At 67.8% G+C, this 17,514-nt stretch carries 17 protein-coding genes, 1 tRNA gene and 7 pseudogenes; 16 read left to right on the forward strand and 9 right to left on the reverse strand.

Annotated elements, in window-relative coordinates:
- Both ACFY3J_RS34130 and ACFY3J_RS34135 read right to left on the reverse strand, forming a co-directional pair.
- Nucleotides 1–442 (reverse strand): annotated as a pseudogene (locus ACFY3J_RS34130) (hypothetical protein); the annotation flags it as partial.
- Nucleotides 439–708: a DUF6284 family protein gene (locus tag ACFY3J_RS34135; protein ID WP_390842453.1), complete on the reverse strand. Its 270-nt coding sequence runs from the start codon at nt 706–708 to the stop codon at nt 439–441. The pseudogene ACFY3J_RS34130 and the gene ACFY3J_RS34135, both read right to left, overlap by 4 nt.
- A 616-nt stretch (nt 709–1,324) precedes the next feature.
- Between ACFY3J_RS34135 and ACFY3J_RS34140 the strand changes: the two genes are divergently transcribed.
- From ACFY3J_RS34140 to ACFY3J_RS34160, 5 genes are all read left to right on the forward strand, one after another.
- A complete protein-coding gene (locus ACFY3J_RS34140; protein ID WP_390842454.1) occupies nt 1,325–2,170 on the forward strand; it encodes a sigma factor-like helix-turn-helix DNA-binding protein in 846 nt (281 codons plus the stop codon).
- Between the two features lie 170 nt (nt 2,171–2,340).
- On the forward strand, nt 2,341–2,979 hold the full coding sequence (locus tag ACFY3J_RS34145) for a hypothetical protein (protein WP_390842455.1): 639 nt from the start codon (nt 2,341–2,343) through the stop codon (nt 2,977–2,979).
- Between the two features lie 385 nt (nt 2,980–3,364).
- Nucleotides 3,365–3,961: a hypothetical protein gene (locus ACFY3J_RS34150; protein ID WP_390842456.1), complete on the forward strand. Its 597-nt coding sequence runs from the start codon at nt 3,365–3,367 to the stop codon at nt 3,959–3,961.
- A 474-nt stretch (nt 3,962–4,435) separates the two neighbouring features.
- The gene (locus ACFY3J_RS34155; RefSeq protein WP_384178714.1) at nt 4,436–5,059 is read left to right on the forward strand and encodes an RNA polymerase sigma factor; all 624 of its coding nucleotides are present in this window, start codon (nt 4,436–4,438) and stop codon (nt 5,057–5,059) included.
- Nucleotides 5,052–5,981, forward strand: a complete 930-nt coding sequence (locus ACFY3J_RS34160) for a hypothetical protein (protein ID WP_390842457.1) — start codon at nt 5,052–5,054, stop codon at nt 5,979–5,981. Before ACFY3J_RS34155 ends, ACFY3J_RS34160 begins: the two co-directional genes overlap by 8 nt.
- Before the next feature lie 135 nt (nt 5,982–6,116).
- On the opposite strand, the gene ACFY3J_RS34165 is transcribed toward ACFY3J_RS34160, so the two are convergent.
- The 3 genes and pseudogenes from ACFY3J_RS34165 to ACFY3J_RS34175 form a co-directional block, all read right to left on the reverse strand.
- Nucleotides 6,117–6,320: a hypothetical protein gene (locus tag ACFY3J_RS34165; RefSeq protein WP_384178710.1), complete on the reverse strand. Its 204-nt coding sequence runs from the start codon at nt 6,318–6,320 to the stop codon at nt 6,117–6,119.
- A 27-nt stretch (nt 6,321–6,347) separates the two neighbouring features.
- Nucleotides 6,348–6,635: pseudogene (locus tag ACFY3J_RS34170) on the reverse strand (transposase); the annotation flags it as partial.
- A 154-nt stretch (nt 6,636–6,789) separates the two neighbouring features.
- Nucleotides 6,790–7,296, reverse strand: coding sequence for a hypothetical protein (locus ACFY3J_RS34175; RefSeq protein WP_384178708.1), 507 nt, complete (start codon nt 7,294–7,296; stop codon nt 6,790–6,792).
- A 263-nt stretch (nt 7,297–7,559) separates the two neighbouring features.
- Here ACFY3J_RS34175 and ACFY3J_RS34180 point away from each other — a divergent pair, with 263 nt between their 5' ends.
- From ACFY3J_RS34180 to ACFY3J_RS34220, 9 genes and pseudogenes are all read left to right on the forward strand, one after another.
- Nucleotides 7,560–8,141: a hypothetical protein gene (locus ACFY3J_RS34180; RefSeq protein ID WP_390842458.1), complete on the forward strand. Its 582-nt coding sequence runs from the start codon at nt 7,560–7,562 to the stop codon at nt 8,139–8,141.
- A gap of 111 nt (nt 8,142–8,252) precedes the next feature.
- Nucleotides 8,253–8,336: transfer RNA gene (locus ACFY3J_RS34185), tRNA-Arg, on the forward strand.
- A gap of 106 nt (nt 8,337–8,442) precedes the next feature.
- A pseudogene (locus ACFY3J_RS34190) lies at nt 8,443–8,973 on the forward strand (serine/threonine-protein kinase); the annotation flags it as partial.
- A gap of 154 nt (nt 8,974–9,127) precedes the next feature.
- A pseudogene (locus ACFY3J_RS34195) lies at nt 9,128–9,436 on the forward strand (gas vesicle protein); the annotation flags it as partial.
- Nucleotides 9,437–9,472: 36 nt separating this feature from the next.
- Nucleotides 9,473–9,892, forward strand: a pseudogene (locus tag ACFY3J_RS34200) (gas vesicle structural protein GvpA); the annotation flags it as partial.
- Nucleotides 9,889–10,659, forward strand: a complete 771-nt coding sequence (locus ACFY3J_RS34205) for a GvpL/GvpF family gas vesicle protein (RefSeq protein ID WP_390842459.1) — start codon at nt 9,889–9,891, stop codon at nt 10,657–10,659. The pseudogene ACFY3J_RS34200 and the gene ACFY3J_RS34205, both read left to right, overlap by 4 nt.
- Before the next feature lie 3 nt (nt 10,660–10,662).
- Nucleotides 10,663–10,922, forward strand: a pseudogene (locus ACFY3J_RS34210) (gas vesicle protein GvpG).
- Nucleotides 10,922–11,539 carry a DNA primase gene (locus ACFY3J_RS34215; protein ID WP_390842460.1) on the forward strand — a complete coding sequence of 206 codons (618 nt, stop codon included), beginning with the start codon at nt 10,922–10,924 and terminating at the stop codon, nt 11,537–11,539. Before ACFY3J_RS34210 ends, ACFY3J_RS34215 begins: the two are co-directional and overlap by 1 nt.
- 2 nt (nt 11,540–11,541) lie before the next feature.
- Entirely contained in the window at nt 11,542–12,612 is a 1,071-nt protein-coding gene (locus tag ACFY3J_RS34220; protein ID WP_390842461.1) for an SRPBCC family protein, read from the forward strand.
- A gap of 330 nt (nt 12,613–12,942) precedes the next feature.
- On the opposite strand, the gene ACFY3J_RS34225 is transcribed toward ACFY3J_RS34220, so the two are convergent.
- Entirely contained in the window at nt 12,943–13,236 is a 294-nt protein-coding gene (locus tag ACFY3J_RS34225; protein ID WP_390842462.1) for a hypothetical protein, read from the reverse strand.
- A 72-nt stretch (nt 13,237–13,308) separates the two neighbouring features.
- Here ACFY3J_RS34225 and ACFY3J_RS34230 point away from each other — a divergent pair.
- Nucleotides 13,309–13,523: pseudogene (locus ACFY3J_RS34230) on the forward strand (IS256 family transposase); the annotation flags it as partial.
- Between the two features lie 75 nt (nt 13,524–13,598).
- On the opposite strand, the gene ACFY3J_RS34235 reads toward ACFY3J_RS34230, so the two are convergent.
- Nucleotides 13,599–14,654: a fatty acid desaturase family protein gene (locus ACFY3J_RS34235; protein WP_390842463.1), complete on the reverse strand. Its 1,056-nt coding sequence runs from the start codon at nt 14,652–14,654 to the stop codon at nt 13,599–13,601.
- A 36-nt stretch (nt 14,655–14,690) separates the two neighbouring features.
- On the reverse strand, nt 14,691–15,785 hold the full coding sequence (locus ACFY3J_RS34240) for a ferredoxin reductase (protein WP_384178696.1): 1,095 nt from the start codon (nt 15,783–15,785) through the stop codon (nt 14,691–14,693).
- Between the two features lie 606 nt (nt 15,786–16,391).
- Between ACFY3J_RS34240 and ACFY3J_RS34245 the strand changes: the two genes are divergently transcribed.
- The gene (locus ACFY3J_RS34245; RefSeq protein WP_390842464.1) at nt 16,392–16,862 is read left to right on the forward strand and encodes a hypothetical protein; all 471 of its coding nucleotides are present in this window, start codon (nt 16,392–16,394) and stop codon (nt 16,860–16,862) included.
- Here ACFY3J_RS34245 and ACFY3J_RS34250 read toward each other — a convergent pair.
- Nucleotides 16,843–17,256 (reverse strand): transposase, encoded by a 414-nt coding sequence (locus ACFY3J_RS34250; protein WP_384178692.1) that lies wholly within the window; start codon nt 17,254–17,256, stop codon nt 16,843–16,845. The genes ACFY3J_RS34245 and ACFY3J_RS34250 overlap by 20 nt on opposite strands.
- Nucleotides 17,257–17,514: the final 258 nt, after the last annotated feature.

The following is a 17,514-nucleotide window of genomic DNA, read 5'->3' on the forward strand; positions in this document are numbered from 1 at the left end:
CCCGCACCCCGCCACCCCGTCGGCAAACACCCCCACAAACAAGACACCCCCCGACCTTGAAGGCCGAGGGGGAACCTTTAAATTCAAGCTCAGCCGACACGGACATACCCATCGGGGTCAGGGCGTAGATGACGGTGCGGCCCAGGCCGGGTGCGGCCATTGCTCCCATGACGGCGGCGGCGGCCGGCAGCGCCCACAATCCGGCGCGCACGATGCGCGGGGAAGACTGGCCCAGCATGGTCAAGCCCAGCAGGACCAGCGCGAGCACCGCCGTGGCACCCTCGCCCGCGGCGAGCGCCCCGAGGGCGGTGCCTTGACCGTAAGAGTGACCGATGTTGCTGTAGGTGCCGATACCGCCGAAGACGCCCGTGGCCAGCATCGGCACGAACGCAGCCGCCAGCACCCCCACCTCAACCCTTGTCAACCGGGTGGTGCTGCTCATGCGGCACCACCGGGAAGGCTCGCGCCGGCGGTGCGGTTAAGTAGCGCTACCCGGGCGGCCAGAGCGCGGCGGCGGGCCCGGCGGATGCGGCGGGCGTCCAGCTCGGCCGGCGTGCGGTCCAGAGTGGTGATGTGTGCGTCCAGCAGGTCAACGTCCGCCAGGATGACGGGCATCTCCAGCTCGATCGCGTCCAGCTCAGCGGCCGTCGGCTCCATGAAGTCGGCGAACGCGGTAACAGCGTCCTGAACAGTGACGATGTGGTTCATGGGTCGTGTTCCTCTCACAGGTGAACGGCCCGAACAGAGCCCCCGGTGTTCCCGCACCGGGGGCTCACGCCGCTGAAGTCGGGTTCTCCGGCTCCCTGCCACTCCGGCCGTACGGACCCCGCTCCGAGAGCGGTCCCGGACGGCCGAAGGAGGCAACCGGCGCGGCGCTAGCCGCCGCGGTTCGGTGGAACGTGACCGGCCGGCCGTGGCGCTCGTTCGCGCTCACGGACCGGGGATGGAGCGGCGCGGCCGTGTCGGTCACTCACGGCCGCGCCCATCGCTTTCGTCGACTCATTGCCGCTCCTTTGGCCGTCTGATCAGGGGATACGCACTGCAAAGGGGACCGCTGTCCCCACCCTCCGGCCGTTGCTCGCGGTCACCGGGCCACCTCGCCAGTACGGGCCGAAACCCTGTTCCGCCTGGCCTTTAGCGGGATTGCAGCGTCCCCGCCCTGTCGTGCGTTCGTGCAGCTCAAGCAGCCGTGACGACGCTCCTCCGATTTGCTTAGGGGGGGTTGCCGCCTCGCTTGATAGGCACCGTAGGCAAACCGGAGGCTGCACGCAACCCCCTCTCGCGGTACAGTTCGATAGCCCCCCTAGGCGAGGATTGGAGAGTCGTGCACGACGACATGGAGCGGGTCTCTGGCATCGGAGATCCGGTCGACCGGGCCAAGGCAACAATCGACCTGATGGCGACGTATCAGGGGTGGGTACTGGAGCTATCCCGCGTTCGCCGCGAGGCCATCGAAGAGGCGCAAGCATCCGGTATGACCCAAGCGGAAATCGCATCGCGACTCGGGGTAAGTCGCGGGCGCGTTGGTCAGCTCGCGTCTGCCGGTCCCCCGCCGGGGCGAGCGTTCTTCGGCACCGACCTCGTGACCGTCTCCCTCGGCGGCAAGTACGAGGGTGGAAAGACGCCAGACCAGAACCCTGGCGAGGTCGTCGCCAGGGAAGACCTCGATAACTTCGAGCACCTGCGCAAGCTGCTCAACGGCATGAAGCTTGATGCTCAGTACGAGGTGATCCCACCTTCCGGCATCGTCAACCTGAACCGTGACAACCACGTGATCGTCTGTGGTCCGCGCCTGTCACCCATCGTCGCCCAGGTGCTGGAAGGAGACGACAACCTACGGTTCGAGAAGGACCACGCCTGGCACCTGGTCGACCAGAAAGCGGGGAAGCAGTACCGATCTCCGATGGACGGGGACGGGTCTGCGGGTGACTTCGGCTACCTCGGCCGGCTCCCTCGACTCGATGGGCGTGGAACCTTCCTCTACATCGCAGGTATCCACGCCATCGGCGCGAACGGAGTGGTCCATTACTTGGAGCACAACCTGGCTGAGCTGTATCGAGAGGTCCGAACGAAGCGCTTCTCCACGCTGATCTCGTGCCGCTACAACCCCGAGACCCTTGAGGTACTGGAGAGCCGCAGGGTCACCCCGCTGTACCGACACGAAGGCTGATCATGCGCGTTTGCTTCGACTCACAGCCGGGGGGCGCCAACCCCAACGAGGATTGGGTGGCTGGTTCGCCGGATCTAGCCGTGGTGCTAGACGGGCTAAGCACAGCCGGGCTGCCTACAGGCTGCCAACACGGCGTGCCCTGGTTCGTGGCCCACCTAGGAGGGCACCTCATGGCGGCTCTGGCAGAACCGAACGTGTCGCTGCCGGATGGGCTGGCGACCGCACTCGAACGCATTGCCGCACTGCACCCGGAGTGCGACCTTGCCAACCCTGGGACGCCATCCGCCACTGTCGCGATACTGCGGCAGAGGCATGGAGTCCTCGACCACCTCGTTCTCGCTGATTCGCCCGTGGTGTTCGAGGGCCCCGAAGGCCACACAGTGGTCACTGACCTGCGTGTGGATGATGTCCTGCCGGACTTGCGGGCGGAAGTGGAGAGCCACGAAACGCACACGCAAGGGCACAGAGAGGCTCTTCAGCGGCTTGTGCTCGCTCAGCGAGAGGTGCGGAACACACCAGACGGCTACTGGGTAGCCGGCGCCAATCCGGAGGCAGCACGGCACGGTCTGACCGGTTCAGTCAAACTTCAAGAGGTACGTTCCGCCGCCGTGATGTCCGACGGCGTGTCGAGGCTGGTTGCAGAGTATGAGACGGCCACCTGGGAAGAGGTCTTCACCACTCTTCGGACGGGCGGCCCCCGTGAGCTGATCGAAACCGTACGCAAGACTGAGGCGACGGATCCAACCGGCCGCCGGTGGCCACGCTACAAGTCCGGGGATGATGCCACCGTGGCCTACTGCCAGTGGTGATCAACTGAAATGTGGAACCCCTCTACGCAGCCGTGACGTACGTGGGAGGCTACTGCTGACTGCGGAGGCCCACACGGGGGGATTTCACACTCTTATGGATCTGCAAGGCGTCGGGGCAATAGCCGCTGTACCAAGTACCGTCATCGTCGGGTTCCTCGCTTGGTGGGGCGCGTCAAGACAAGCCAAAGCTGCTGCAGAAGTGGGACGGGAGCAAGCGCGTAGCGCCATTGTCGCCGCGCAGGAGCAAGCGCACTCCGCATATCAGGCAGCGCTAGACGCTGTACGGGAGCAGGCCCGAACGGATCACCACCACTGGCATAGCAACCTACGTCGGGAAACCTGGGCAGCGTTCCTGCTTGCCGTCTCGCGATACGACGGTGCAGCCGTGGAGCTCCACGAACTGCGCAGCGAAGAGCGCGTCCCGGACGCCCAGGAAGCTCTGGACCAGGCACATGACGCCCTTGCCGAGGCATGGGCCATTGTGGAGTTGGAAGGGCCCCAAAACATGGTTGCCCTGGCTCAAGTTCTCTATAAAGAGGTGGTAGGGCGAGCTGAAGAGCTATGCGAAATGGCACCCCTTCACCGGGCCACGCATGCCTTAACCGAGCTATTGGACCAGGAACTGACTATCGTGCCAACACTCGACGGGGAGGGGTGTCATCATCCCGCCAACGATGCCCAAGACGCACTTCTCGCGCTGGGTCAGCTATGGGATGAAATACCTCCTGATCAGTGGGAGCGGTCGCTGACCGACCAGCAATGGGAGGCCATTGACACCGCCCAGAAGGCTGCCCAAGACGCCCTGAATGCCTGTCCTGGTCTCAGCCCTGAGCACTCCCGCACGCTCATCAACATCTACAGCAGATCCCGGCAGGACTGGCGTACCGCAGAGGCCCACACAGAAGCAGCCGAGAGACGCCTCGATACTGCGCGCGAGTGTTTCCTCACTGCCGCACGGGAAGAGCTGAGCGGGGGCCAATGAGCCTGAGGCGGGCCCGCCCTGGGGCCGTCCGAGGGTGGCCAAGGACAACCCCGGTGACGCACCCAACGTTGACGCGGGCCAAAGGCAGTGGAGTTGACGGCAGTCTCTGACGGCAACACCAGCGCACGTTGCCGTACCGGGAGGTCCGACTGGACACCAGTTTCAGGAGACAGGCATGCCTCACCGCTGACCAGCGGAACGTTCGGATGATCTCCTAAAGCGGTGCTCACTCTACGGCGAGTTCAAAGCGAGGAAGAGAAGCCGCGAGAGACGCCGGCGGACTGGTCGAGGTGAAACGGTGAGCCTGCACGCGTGGGAATCCAACCCTGCCGTAGGGCGGCCCCGATGGCGTCGGCGACATCCGAGGGCAGTATCGGACTGCCCGGGCGGTCGACCCAATTGCCAGTGTGTGAACTCGGCAGGTCCCACCGGGGAACAGAGAGTGTGACCACATACGTCAGAGACGGAGACCCCGTGACCGGCCCACCGGACGTCGGGCACGACGACCAAGAGCACCACCACGATGACTCGTCCGCCATTGCCCAGTCCCTGCGGCGGCCCGAGGTCTTCGCCGTGTTGTACAACCGGTACGCCGCCGATGTCCACCGCTACGTCATGCGGCGGCTCGGCGACGCGGCCGCCGACGACCTTACGGCCGACACCTTCCTCGCGGCGTTCCGGGCCCGCTCGCGCTACGACCTGACCCGCACGAACGCCCGGCCCTGGTTCTACGGCATCGCCGCCAACCTGATCGGCAAGCAGCGCCGCACCGAGGAGCGCGCCCTGAGGGCGCTCGCCCGCACCGGCCACGACTCGGTCACCGAGTCCTGGGTCGATCACGCGGACGACCGGGTCACCGCGCAGGCCGCCCACCGCCTCCTCGCTGGCGCGCTCGCCTCGCTGTCCGGCGGCGACCGGCACGTACTGCTCCTCGTCGCATGGGCCGACCTCAGCTATCAGGAGGTCGCCGAGGCGCTCGCCATCCCGGTCGGCACCGTCCGTTCCCGACTCAACCGGGCGCGCAGGAAGGTGCGCTCCGCGCTGGGCGACGACCCCACTCTCGTGCAGGATTTCGCCCCGGAGGCCGGCCATGGATGAGATGACGACGCTGAAGAACTTCCGGCCGGACGCGCCCGCCCCTGACCGGGCCCGGCTGGCGCCTGGGCGGCAGAGGCTGCTGGACGCCGCCGCCGAACAAAGGCAGCGCCGCCGCTTTTGGCCACGGGCCGGCTGGAAGCTCGCCGCGGCGGGCGCTGCCGCCGGGGTGGCGGTGGCGGCGGTGCTGGTGGCGCAGGTGGCGCCGCCGAACGACACCCACCGGGTGGGGGCCGAGCACGCTACGTCTGCCGAGCCCACCGACGGCCAGTGGCTCTACGAGAAAATCCTGACGCGGCAGTCGACACTCAACTTCCGCGACGACCTCAATCCCGTTCCCGATAAGAACTCCCCGGCATACTGGGAGTTCACGGAGGAGACTTGGACGCAGTACGGCAGCGGCAAGGTCCGCCGCATGCTGCCGCGCGGCGTCCTGGATTCGGTGATCAGCGAGGCGAACACCGGATCGCCGAAGAAGCTGCGTCAGAAGCTGGAGAAACTGCCGAGCGAGCCGCAACAGCTGCTGCGGTCCCTCCGTGAGGTGATCCGCCTCGGGGGCGATTACCAGCGGATCCAGTACACCTTCTCCAGCGCGGACACCATTCCGTTCGAGGTCCGCCTGTCGCTCTTCCGCGCGCTCAAAACGATCCCCGGCGTGGTGGTCCGTCCGCAACTCGTCGAGGACGCGATGGGCAGGCCTGCCCTGGCCGTCCACCCCTCGGACGACAACCCGTTCACCAAGAAGACCCACCTCCGGGACGAGCTGCTCCTCGATCCAGAGACCTACGAGTACCGGGGTGAACGCACGATGATGCTCGTCGGCGGAATGATCGACTCCAAGGTCACGACAGAGGAAACCCTGATCAGGGTCTCAGCCGTGCAGAGGTTCGCGACTGCCGTGAACGAGCCGGGCGTGCGTCCCTGAGCTTGTCTTCTCTGACAGCGAGGCCGTTGACGGCACCACCAATCCCGCCGAAGCCCTCTGGACGGCGTTGTCAAGTTGTTGATGTGGTGGCTGCTTGAGGGTGTGTCGGGGTGCGACAGGCCCGTTTCTGCTGGTTCAGGCCGTGGTGGGCATGTCGGTGGTGCCGGTGATCTCGTGCCAGGTCTCGAGGCGGTGGTGCATCTCGGTGCGGTATTCGGTGGCGGTGATCAGGTGGCGCCGGGGCCGGAGGTGCGACGAGACCTGGCTGAAGACGGACAGGAACTTCTGGGCCGACCAGGGTGAGCGGAAGCTCTGAGGCGACCCCCGTGATGTGGACACTCCGACAATGGATCTTGCAGATCCAGGTCATGTCCCCTGTAGTGGTGTAGCCGGGTCGATCTGCTCTTTGTCCTGGGGGTAGATCGTGTCCATGCTTCCCTCGGGGAGGTAGCGGCGGGGAAAGGCGATCCACTCGTCGTGCATCTCGACGAGCACGGCGGTGGTGAGGCGTTCGAGGGCGTCGGGGTTGGGGAAGATCTGGACGACGTCGGTCCGGCGCTTGATCTCCCGGTTGATCCGCTCCAGCGGGTTGGTCGACTGGATCTTCTTCCAGTGCCGATCAGGGAAGTCCGCGAAAGCTTGCTGATCTCCAGCAGGCGCCCTTCGGGCAGGGCGAAGGCGTTGCGGGGGTTTCGGTAGGAGTGCCCGCCGTCGTTGATCCAGGCGCCGTCTGCCAACCGCCAGTGGGCAGGTTCCCATTGGCCCTGGTTCTCCAGGAGCATCCCCGCTACTTCGGCGGGCTCTTCGATCAAGCTGAGAGCGGCAAGCGCGGCAGTGAGGGGAACCGCGGCGTGGCTGGGAGCCGCGCATCGCCAAGTGTCGGAAAGAGCAGCAGGAGGCGAGCGTCGGTATCACCAACGCCCTCTTGTGCCGGCTGTCGAGCAGCGGACAGCAGTTCCGGCCAGGCCGTGCCGGGGCCCATGAAATGGCCGTCGTCCACTGCGAGGGTTTCCGCTGCGGGCCAAGCCGGGTGACGTATCAGGTAGTCCACTCCTCGGTCTCCGTCGAGGTTGCGGTAGACGACGTAGATGGTGTGGCCGGAGCGCAGGGGCACGCTGAACACTGGCCACTCGCGGTCGGCGGAGAGCGCGCGGTGCAGTTCCATGGTCGCATCCCAGTCGGCGCCGAAAGCGGCTCGTTGCGTGTCCTCACCGCGCAAACAGCTACCGAGGTGTACCGGCCAGAACAAGGGGTCGTCCAGATACGCGCTCCCCTCGATCAGAGGGCCGCCTTCGTATCCCGGGATCTGCAACACCCGAGGATCATGGCACGAGACGCGGGCACTCCTGCCTCTGCGCCTTCGACAGGATGCGCATACGGCACCGCACCACAAGCGCTCCAGAACGAGCGGGGAACGGCGGGGAACCGCAGTGAAAGCAACCCGGCCCGACGAGGCTGGATCACAGCCGTTCGCCCAGGTCAGTCCCCAAACCGGCCGCGAATGCTCGCAGCTTCCCAAGCTGAGATCTCGGGGAAATCCGCTGCTTGCCGTCCTCAAGGTGTCCTACGGTTCGACGCATGACTCCGATCAGCCCCGAGAACCCCCTGACCTCCAAAGACGCCCAGGCGTTGCTTGCCATGCCCTCTGCCCGCGTCGAGGTGAAGCGAGGCATGAGCGAGCGGGAACTTGACCACGTCGAGGAGTGCTGGGGGTTCCGCTTCGCGCCGGAGCATCGAACTCTGCTCGGGGCAGGGCTACCTACGGGGAGCCGTAGTTGGCCCGATTGGCGGGACGGCGAGCCGGAGGACCTGGCGAAGCGGTTGGCCTGGCCGGTGCACGGAGTGCTTTTCGACGTGGAGCACAACGGTTTCTGGCATCCGGACTGGGAACCGCGGCCGGCGGGCACTCAGGATGCCTTGGAAGTGGCTCGCACATACTTGGCCAAGGGGCCGGCCATGGTGCCGATCTACTCGCACCGGTACCTGCTGGCCGATCCAGACCGCACCGGTACCCCTGTGCTGTCGATGTACCAGACGGACATCATTTATTACGGCACCGATCTGGTCGACTATTTCCACCACGAGTTCGGTTGCCCTGTGCCGACACCCGAAGACCATCAGTACGCCACGATCCCTTTCTGGTCGTACTTCCTCGACTGAACGGCCCCCTGGCTCGGAAGCAAGAGGTCGCGTGCCACAACCGTGCCAGATGCAGGGGTCAGCCACGGTCAACAACGGCAACGAGCGGTTGCATCTGTGCCCGCTAGCCGGGCCGGTGAAGCCGCAGGTCACCGCCAAGACACCCCGCCCTCTCTCCTAAAGCGGGTGTCGCAGGTTCGAATCCTGCCGGGGGCACAACGCATTACCGCTCTGACCTGCATCGGAGCATCAGAAAGGCCCCTCGGGAGTGATCTCCGAGGGGCCTTTTGACCCTGCATGGGAACGCATGGGAACGCGCCGTCGGGCATGCACGGTGCTGTCCTATGCGCACGCCGTGCCGGTCGTCCACCGGGACCTTAAGCCCGCCAACATCTTGGTGGCGGAGGACGATACGGTGAAGGTCCTCGACTTCGGCATCGCCGCAGTCCTGCGCACCGACGTCACCAGGATCACAGCCACCGGAAGCCCGGTCGGCACCAGCCAGTACATGGCGCCCGAGCAGGTTCAGGGCGGACGGGTCACGCCACAAAGCGACCTGTAGGCGCTCGGCTGCATCCTGCACGAGCTGTGCTGCGGGCGCCCCCCTGTTCGACGGGGACAGCGCATACCAGCTGATGCGGCAGCACGTCGAGGCCGCGCCCGTGCCGCTGCGCTTGCTGCGGAACGACGTGCCGGAGGCACTGGAAGAGCTCGTCCTCCACCTGCTGCGCAAGCGCCCGGAGCGCCGGCCCGCCAACGCCCAGGAAGTCTATGGAGCGGCTACTGCCGTTCCTGCCCCCGCCCGGCCATGCCCCGGCGCCGGACGAGGCTGGCCCCGCCGGCACCCCCGCGCGCCCTGGTTGTCACACCCCTGTCACCGAGGTGTTCGTGCGGTGCGCACGGCGTGACCGGCCGGCCGCGGCACCGCGCTGCGACCCTTTTCCGCCAGCCCGAAACAGGCTTCGCATGTTTGTACAGGAGACGCTGGGCACTCGCGCTAAGTGGCCATGCGCAACACACTACGTGCATCGAGTTCACGGAATTCGCCCAAGCAATCCGAGAACGGCGCGGCGAAGGACCGGCTGAGCCCGATGGAGGCGTTGCGCCTCGGGCGCGACCAGTTCACCGAGCTCACCGGCCTGATTCCCGAGTCCGTGTCGTCCTTCGAACGCACGGCGGAGGGGTGGGTGCTGGAGATCGAGGTCCTGGAGCTCGCCCGTGTTCCCGACACGGTGAGCCTGCTCGCGAGCTACGAGGTGGAGCTCACCGCGGACGGTGAGCTCGCCGGTTATCGGCGCGTTCGCCGCTACGAACGCGGAAGGGCCGACCCACACCGGTCGGGCGGTCGCTCCCCGACACAGCAGACCGGCGGAGGTGGCGGCTCCAGCGGACTGTACGACGTCTTGGAGCTTGTCCTCGACCGAGGGCTCGTCATCGACGCGTTCGTGCGCGTCTCCGTCGTCGGCATCGAGATTCTGAAGATCGACATACGGGTCGTCGTCGCAAGTGTGGACACCTATCTGCGCTTCGCCGAGGCGTGCAACCGGCTCGACCTGGAGGCCGGTCCACGCAAGCCCCCCGGACTTCCCGACCTGGTCGGCGAGATCACCGAGTCCGGCGCGCGGGGCAAGTCGAAGGGCGCCCTCTCCGGCGCCGCAGAGACGATCTCCGACGCCTTCAATCAGGCGCGTGAGGAGGGCAAGTCCGAGGAGCGGCCGCGGCCGCGCAAGACAGCGCCGACCCGCAGTAAGAGGGAGGAGGAGCAGGAGTGAGCACGTACGTCTATGGCATCGCCGCGGCCTCCCATTCCTCCCTCCCCAAGGACATGGGCGGGGTCGGTGATCCGCCGCGCCCGGTCAGGATCCTGAAGCAGGACGGACTGGCGGCGATCGCCAGCGAAGCGCCCGAGGGACTGCGGCCCAAACGCAGGGACCTGCTCGCCCACCAGAACGTGCTCAACGAGGCGGGCGCGGGCGGCTCCGTGCTGCCCATGCGGTTCGGCAGCCTGGCCCCGGACGACGATGCCGTCACCCAGGTGCTCGCCGAACGCGCCGAGCACTACCTGGAGCGGCTGACGGCCCTGGACGGCCGGGTCGAGTACAACGTCGAGGCCAGCCATGACCAGGAGGCGGTGCTGCACCGGGTGATGGCGGAGAACGCCGAGATGCGCGCCCTGGCGGAGGCCAACCGGCAGGCCGGCGGCGGAAGCTACGACGACCGGCTGCGGCTCGGCCAGATGATCGCGCAGGCGGTACAGGGCCGCGAGGCGGAGGACGCCGCGGAGCTCCAGAGCCTGCTGGAACCGGCCGCCGAGGCCGTCAGCGTCGGCCCCGAGTCCACCGGCTGGCTGGCCAACCTCTCCTTCCTGGTGCCCCGGGACTCCGCCGAGGAATTCCTGGCCGCCGTGGAGGAGGCTCGCAAGAGCTCCCCGCACCTCGAACTGCGGGTCAACGGGCCGCTGCCGCCGTACGGCTTCGTCGAGCCCGGCCCCGCCGAGCCCGCCGGGACCACGACCGGCACGGCCACCGGCGAGGAGTGACCCATGGGACTGATCACGGAAGCCCTGTTGCTGCGGTTCGCACCGCGCGCGGCAGCCTCTGGGCAATCAGACAAGTGCTCGCCGAGGCCGAGCGACAGTACTACGACCCGGCGACCGTCCGCGCCGAACTCGCCTTCCTCGAGCGTCGGCTCGAGGAAGGCGAGAGCACCGAAGAGGAGTTCGACCGCGAGGAAGACGCACTCCTCGACCGACTGGAGATCGGTCTGGGCCATACATCGGAGGCGGGCGACGGGACCACATGATGAACCGAACCGCACTGGGCCTCGCCATAGGGGCCGGGTACGTCCTCGGACGTACCAAGAAGATGAAGTTCGCATTCGCCGTGGGCTCGCTGGCCGCCGGAAAGCGGATGCAGCTGGGCCCGAAGGCGCTCGAGGAACTTGTCAACCAGCAGCTGCGGAACAACCCGCAGTTCAAGGAGATCGGCGACCAGCTGCGCCAGAACCTGCGCGGAGTGGGCAAGGCCGCCTCCGGCGCGCTGGTCGAGAGGCAGATCGAGGGCCTCGCCGAGCGGCTGCACGGCCGCACCGACCAGGTGCGTGAGCAGCTCTCCGGCGTTGTACCGGAGACCTCCGACCTGTCCGGCCTCCACGACGAAGAAGAGGAAGCGGAAGAGGAGGAGGAAAAGGAGGGCGCCGAATCGGCGGAGGTCGAGGGCAGTGGGGAGGCTTCCGAGGACGAGGAGGCCCCGCAGCGCGAGGCGGCGAAGAACGCTCCGGCCAAGAAGAGGCCCGCCAAGCAGCCCGCGGGCACGAAGGCCGCGACGGCCGCCAGGACGGCTCCCGCGAGGAAGGCCGCCGCCGCGAAGGGCGGCGCGCGGCGCGCCGCCAGCGGGTCGGCCGGTGAAAGGAGGCGGTGACGATGGCAGACACCATCGGTTCCGAGAACGGCAAGGCGAAGGGCGGACTGTCCCAGCTCGCCCAGAGCGAAGCGGCCGACCACCTCAAGAAGGAGTTGCAGGGCTATCTGGCAGCACAGGCCGAGCGGATGCTCGCCGGCGCGGGTCGCAAGCTCGGCGAAACCACCGGCAAGCTCAACGACATCGCCGAGGGCAACAGCCCCGGCTTCGCCAAGATGGCACTGGAGGGCGGACGCAAGCTCGCCGAGGGCAAAGGCCCGCTGCGCGCCATCCTGGAAACGGGCGCAGGCCAGGCCAAAGAGAAAATCGGCCAAGCCTTCAAGGGCCTCATCGGCGGCAAGCGCAAGCGCGGAGGGGGCAACAAGCCCACGGTCATCATCGAGTCCCTCGACGTCGGAGTGCCGGTGCGGACCGCCTACGATCAGTGGACCCAATACCAGGACTTCAGCACCTTCGCCAAGGGCGTCAAGAGTGCGAGCCGCAACGACGACACCACCTCCAGCTGGAACCTGAAGGTGCTCTGGTCCAGTCGCAGCTGGAAGGGGCACACCGTCGAGCAGGTGCCCGACTACAAGATCCAATGGACCTCGGAGGGCGCCAAGGGCACCACCAAGGGCGTGATCACCTTCCACGCGCTCGGTGAGAACCTCACGCGCTTGCTGCTGGTGATGGAGTACTACCCCAGTGGCCTCTTCGAGAAGACCGGCAACATCTGGCGCGCTCAGGGCCGCAGGGCTCGCCTCGACTTCAAGAACTTCGACCGCTTCATCACCCTCAAGGGCGAGGCGGAGGACAGCTGGCGCGGCGAGATCCACGACGGCGAGGTCGTCCGCACCCACGAGGATGCGATCGCCGAGGAGGAAGAAGAGGAACCCGAGGCCGAGGAAGAGGAGGCCGAGGAAGAGGAGCCCGAGGGCGAGTACGAGGAGGAGGAAGAGGAGACCGAGGAAGAGGAACCGGAGGAGGAGTACGAGGAAGAGGACGAGGGCAAAGGCGAAGAGGAAGAAAAGGAGTACGAAGAAGAGGCTGACGAGCGCGAGGCCGAGCGGCCACCCGCCGGGAGCCGGCGATGACGACACCCAGCAGGCTCCCGGATCCCTACGGGGCCCAGCAGCGGTGCCAGCCTCGCCGACATCCCCGACGCCGCTGCGCCGCCGACGACCCGACCTCTCCCGCGAGTCCCTGCGCGCCTCGGACGAGCGGTTCGCCCAGGCCGCCGGGATCCTCCACCTCTGAGCCCCTGAGATCTCGACGCACGATCATCGTTCCCATGCTCGCCACACCGCCGTCCCTGCGGCCCATTACATGATCGATCTACGCTTCACCCGGGCGAGTAAGCCGGAGACCCCCGACACGCCCATCGCGCGGATCGGGACAGGCGAGATGAATCGAATGCAGCTCCGTCACGCTGCGTGCATATCCGGTCTGACCTCCACGATGAGGTCCGAGTCCGTCTCGTCGCCCTCCTCGTCGCGCCAGAGGAAGACCCGGACGTGCTTCGCCCGTGGAAAGCCGCGCATCTTCCACTCGGTCATCAGGTCGGCGACGACGAGGGCGACGGCAAACTGGGCGCCCTCGCTCGAATCGGCAGCTGTGATCGCGCCCCGCCACCGTTCGGGGTCGCTGCCGTAGGGGCGCCATCCCTCCGAGCCATGCGACTCGAATACCCGGTACACCCAGTCCGTCTCGGTGCCCATAACGCCGATCGTGTCACCTGGGAGCACCCTGCGCCGTATCGGATCGACTGCGGCCGGGGTGGTCAAGGTGATACGTCCGCCACCGTCCCCCTACGCCTGAGCACGACGGCCACCAAGGGCGCCGGCAGCGCGGCCGCCGCCTTGGCCGAGACATGGTCTTCAAACTCGTCGAATCCGCCCAGCAACGGTGGCTGGCCGTCAACGCACCCCACCTCGTCGCCCTCGTCCGCGCCGGAGCTCAGTTCGAACGCGGCCTGCTGGTCGAGCGTCGGAACCGCGTGGCGTAAGGCAGCATTCGGCGTTACCGGGCGGACTCCGAACGCCCTGCCCCGTGCGTCGGCGAACCGGCTGGTACGGGGGTGTTACGGGATCGCCATGCGCCAGATGCGGGCCCAGGTGGAGGCGTACTGGCGCAGCAGCGGGCCGGTGGTGTACGGGATGCCGTACTTCTCACATAGCTTGCGCACCCGGGGAGCGATCTCGGCATAGCGGTTGCTGGGCAGGTCGGGGAATAGGTGGTGCTCGATCTGGTGGCTGAGGTTGCCGGTGAGGATGTGCAGGAGAGGGCCGCCGTCGATGTTCGCCGAGCCGAGTGCCTGCCGTACGTACCACTCGCCGCGCGACTCGCCCTCGATCTCGTCCTCGGTGAAGGATTCTGCACCGGCGGGGAAGTGGCCGCAGAAGATGACGGTGTGCGCCCAGATGTTGCGGGTGACGTTGGCTGTGAGGTTGCCGAGCAGGCAGGACAGGGCGGACGGGCCGGCCAGCAGCGGGAACAGGACGTAGTCCTTAGTGAACTGCCGTGCCGCCTTGCGGGCCACACCTTCGAGGTCGCACAGGAACGCGCGCACGGACTTGCGGCCCTGGACGACTGCCTCGGGCTCCAGGTCGTACAGCGCGATGGCCCAGTCGAAGAGCGGTGCCAGCAGCGGCCCGCCGTAGCAGGGCTGGAGGAGATGGACGGGGCGCCAGGGCTGGTCCATGCTCATCCGCATGGCCACGTAGCCCAGGTCCCGGTCCCGGCCCACCACGTTGGTCCAGGTGTGGTGCAGGTCGTTGTGGGTGTGCTTCCAGGCGGCGGCCGGAGTGGGGAAGTCCCATTCCCATGTGGTGGAGTGGATGGCAGGGTCGCGCATCCAGTCCCACTGGCCGTGCAGGATGTTGTGGCCCAGCTCCATGTTCTCCAGGATCTTGGCGGTGGTGAGCATCGCCGTCCCGGCCATCCAGGCGGGCGGCAGAAGGGAGACGGCCAGTACGGCCCGGCCGCCGACTTCCAGGGCGCGGTGCACCCTGATGAGGGTACGGATGTAGCGGGCGTCCTCGGCGCCGCGCTCGGCCAGCACCTCGGCGCGGATGTGGTCCAGTTCCTGCCCGAAGGCGTCGGCTTCGGGCGGCGCAAGAGCTAGCGCAGCGGCCACTGGTTCTCCCCTTCCTCAAGGCTCGACAGATCGCCTCTACAGGTCGATGCGCACGGGTCCACAGGCGGCCGAGACGCAGGTCTGGATCAGGTCGCCCGGCTCGCCGTGTACGTCGCCGGTCCGCAGGTCGCGGACCCGGCCGGCGGACAGCGGGCTGACGCAGCTGTGGCAGATGCCCATACGGCAGCCGCTGGGCATGACGACACCCACCGCCTCGCCGACGTCCAGCAGGGGCGTGGCGGCACCGGCGTCCGTCTCGACACCGCTGCGGGTGAAGCGCACCCGCCCGCCCTGCCCGCCCGATCCACTGCCAGGCGCGGCCGGTGACGGCGGCCGGAACCGCTCAAGGTTCAGCCGGTGCCGGGCATCCGCGTCGCGCCAGGTCCGCTCGGCGAACGCCAGCAGCCCTTCCGGCCCGCAGGCCCAGGTCTCGCGCTCCACCCAGTCAGGGCACACAGCGCCCAGGCGCACCCGATCCAGCCGCCCTTCCCGGCGGGTGTGGTGTTCGTACAGCGTGAACCAACTCTCGCGGGCGGCCATGGCATGGAGCTCACCGCCGAAGACCACACGGTCGGCGTCCGACGAGCTGTGCACCAGCATGGTGTCCGGGCGGCGGCCCGTGCGCCCGGCGAGCGCGCGCAGCATGGCCACCACGGGAGTGATGCCAATGCCGCCGGTCAGGAACAACAGGCGCGTGGGTGGCGGGACGGGCAGCACGAAATCCCCCTGGACAGGGCCCAGGCGCAGGGTTTCCCCGGGCTGGACCCGGTGGGCCAGGTGCCGGGACACCCGCCCGTCCGGGACCGCCCGCACGGTGATCGCGAAACGCCCGGAGCCGTCCGGCGGGGTCGTGATCGAGTACGTCCGCCAGTGCAGTACGCCTTCGATGCCCACTCCCACCGGCACGTACTGCCCGGCCGCGCGATGTCCCGACCAGCCGCGCCCCGTCCGCACCACGAGCGTCGTCGCGTCCGCTGTCTCCGCCCGGACCACCTCCACCCGGCCCGCTGGCCACCTGGCCGACCATAGGGGATCGATGACCGTCAGAAAGTCATCAGGCAGCAACGGCGTGGTCAGCTTCCCGGCGCCCTGCCAGACGGGCCGCGCCACGCGCCGGAGCACACCCACCATTCCGCCTCCCCGTCCCTCGTCACTCTCCGATCACCTACGCTCACGCATCCGTGGAGGGCCGGCAAGCCGGGTTGCTCCTTCCTTGACGGGCATGACCCTGGCGCGAGCCGGCCGCCTACCCGCCCGCACTAACGACGACCTCGCGGCGCCGGTGTGGACACGCATGCAACGGGATGCAGCCCCGGCAACGGCTTGCCAAGCCCTTGTCCCCGGCATGTCCGACCGTCAGCCGGTCGGCGGTACATGCGGTCCCAGGGCTTCGGCGTAGTCGGCGGACGTCCGTTTCGTGACCACTTGCGGTGAAGGGAGCGCGAGCGGACGGTTCCTGTCTCATGTCCATTGCGCCTCGGTGGCCTGCGTCTCCGCACCGTCGGGCGGAGCCAGCCGACGGTGCCGGGGGATGCCCCCTGCGTGGCTGAAGAGACAGGTGCGGATGCGGACGGCGCTCGTGCATGGGATGAGCGGCTGGGCTGGGCGTTCGGGCTGAGACGCCATCCGCTTTCCGAACGTGATCGGTTGGTTCGGGGCGGGTGGGCATGAACTCCGGTCGGAGGCGGGAGATATGGGCGTGGTTCGTCCGTTCGTCTCGTTCGTGGGGGGTGGCTGGTGCCGTCAGTGCTCGGTCTACTGGAGGCCCGGGAGAAGAAGGTCCGGGAAGATATTGCGCGATTGCGGGAGGAGGCCGAGCGGGTGCAGGCCGCGCTCTGTGAGGCGGAACGTGCACTTGATCGGCTGGTGAACGCCCGGGTGACGGTGGCCGAGGTGCTGGCCGGACCGTCTTCGGCGGTCGTGGAGCCGGCGCGGGGCTCGGTGGCGGGGGCGCCGGTGCCGCACCGGGCCGATGGCATGGCGGTGTCGGTGCTCGCGCCGGATTACCGGCGGATCGTGTCGGTGCTGGAGTCGGAGGCAGGCCGGGAGGGTCTGCGCTGTCAGCAGTTGGCCAGGGCTCTGGGGCTTGAGGTGGTCCCCGCGAAGGTCGAGGGACTGCGGTCGAAAGCGAAGCGCCTGGTGGAGCGGGGGTGGGCCCTCCAGGTGCGGCCGGGGGTCTTCACCGCGCTCACGGCGCCGGCCGGCTGAAGACACCGGGGCGGCGTCCGGCCAGGCGGCGGCTCATGAGCATGGTCATCGACCACAACACCATGGCCTCGTGCATGGAGGGCAGTTTCTCGTAGTCGCGCGCCGGGCGGCGCGAGCGCATCAGCCAGCTCAGCGTTCTCTCCACCACCCACCGGCGCGGCAGTACCACGAACCCCGTCACGTCATCAGTCCGTTTGACGATCTCCAGGGTGAGCCGGAGTTTGTCGCGGGCCCAGCCGACCAGGCTCCCGGCGTATCCGCCGTCCGCCCAGACAAGACGGATGGAAAAGTATCGGCGTCGGAGCCGCTCGAGCAGGGGCACCGCGGCGTCACGGTCCTGCACGTTTGCCGCGGTCACCGCGACGGCCAGGACCAGGCCGAGGCAGTCCACCACCAGGTGGCGCTTGCGGCCGCCTACCTTCTTCCCGCCGTCCCAGCCGGACGTGGAGCGCGGGATGTTCGCCGCTGCCCGCAGTGACGCGAGTCCACGATCGCGGCGGTCGGGTCCACCGTCCGGCCTTCCTTCTGCCGCACGCGGTCGCGCAGCCGGTCGTGCGACTCGGCAAGCAGCCCCGTTACCTGCCAGCGGCGGGCGAAGGCGTGCACCCGCCGGTACGGCGAAAATCCGCAGGCAGATTGGCCCATTACGCAG

This window comes from Streptomyces sp. NPDC001231, from assembly GCF_042896885.1.
In the GTDB taxonomy this organism is placed as follows: Bacteria; Actinomycetota; Actinomycetes; order Streptomycetales; family Streptomycetaceae; genus Streptomyces.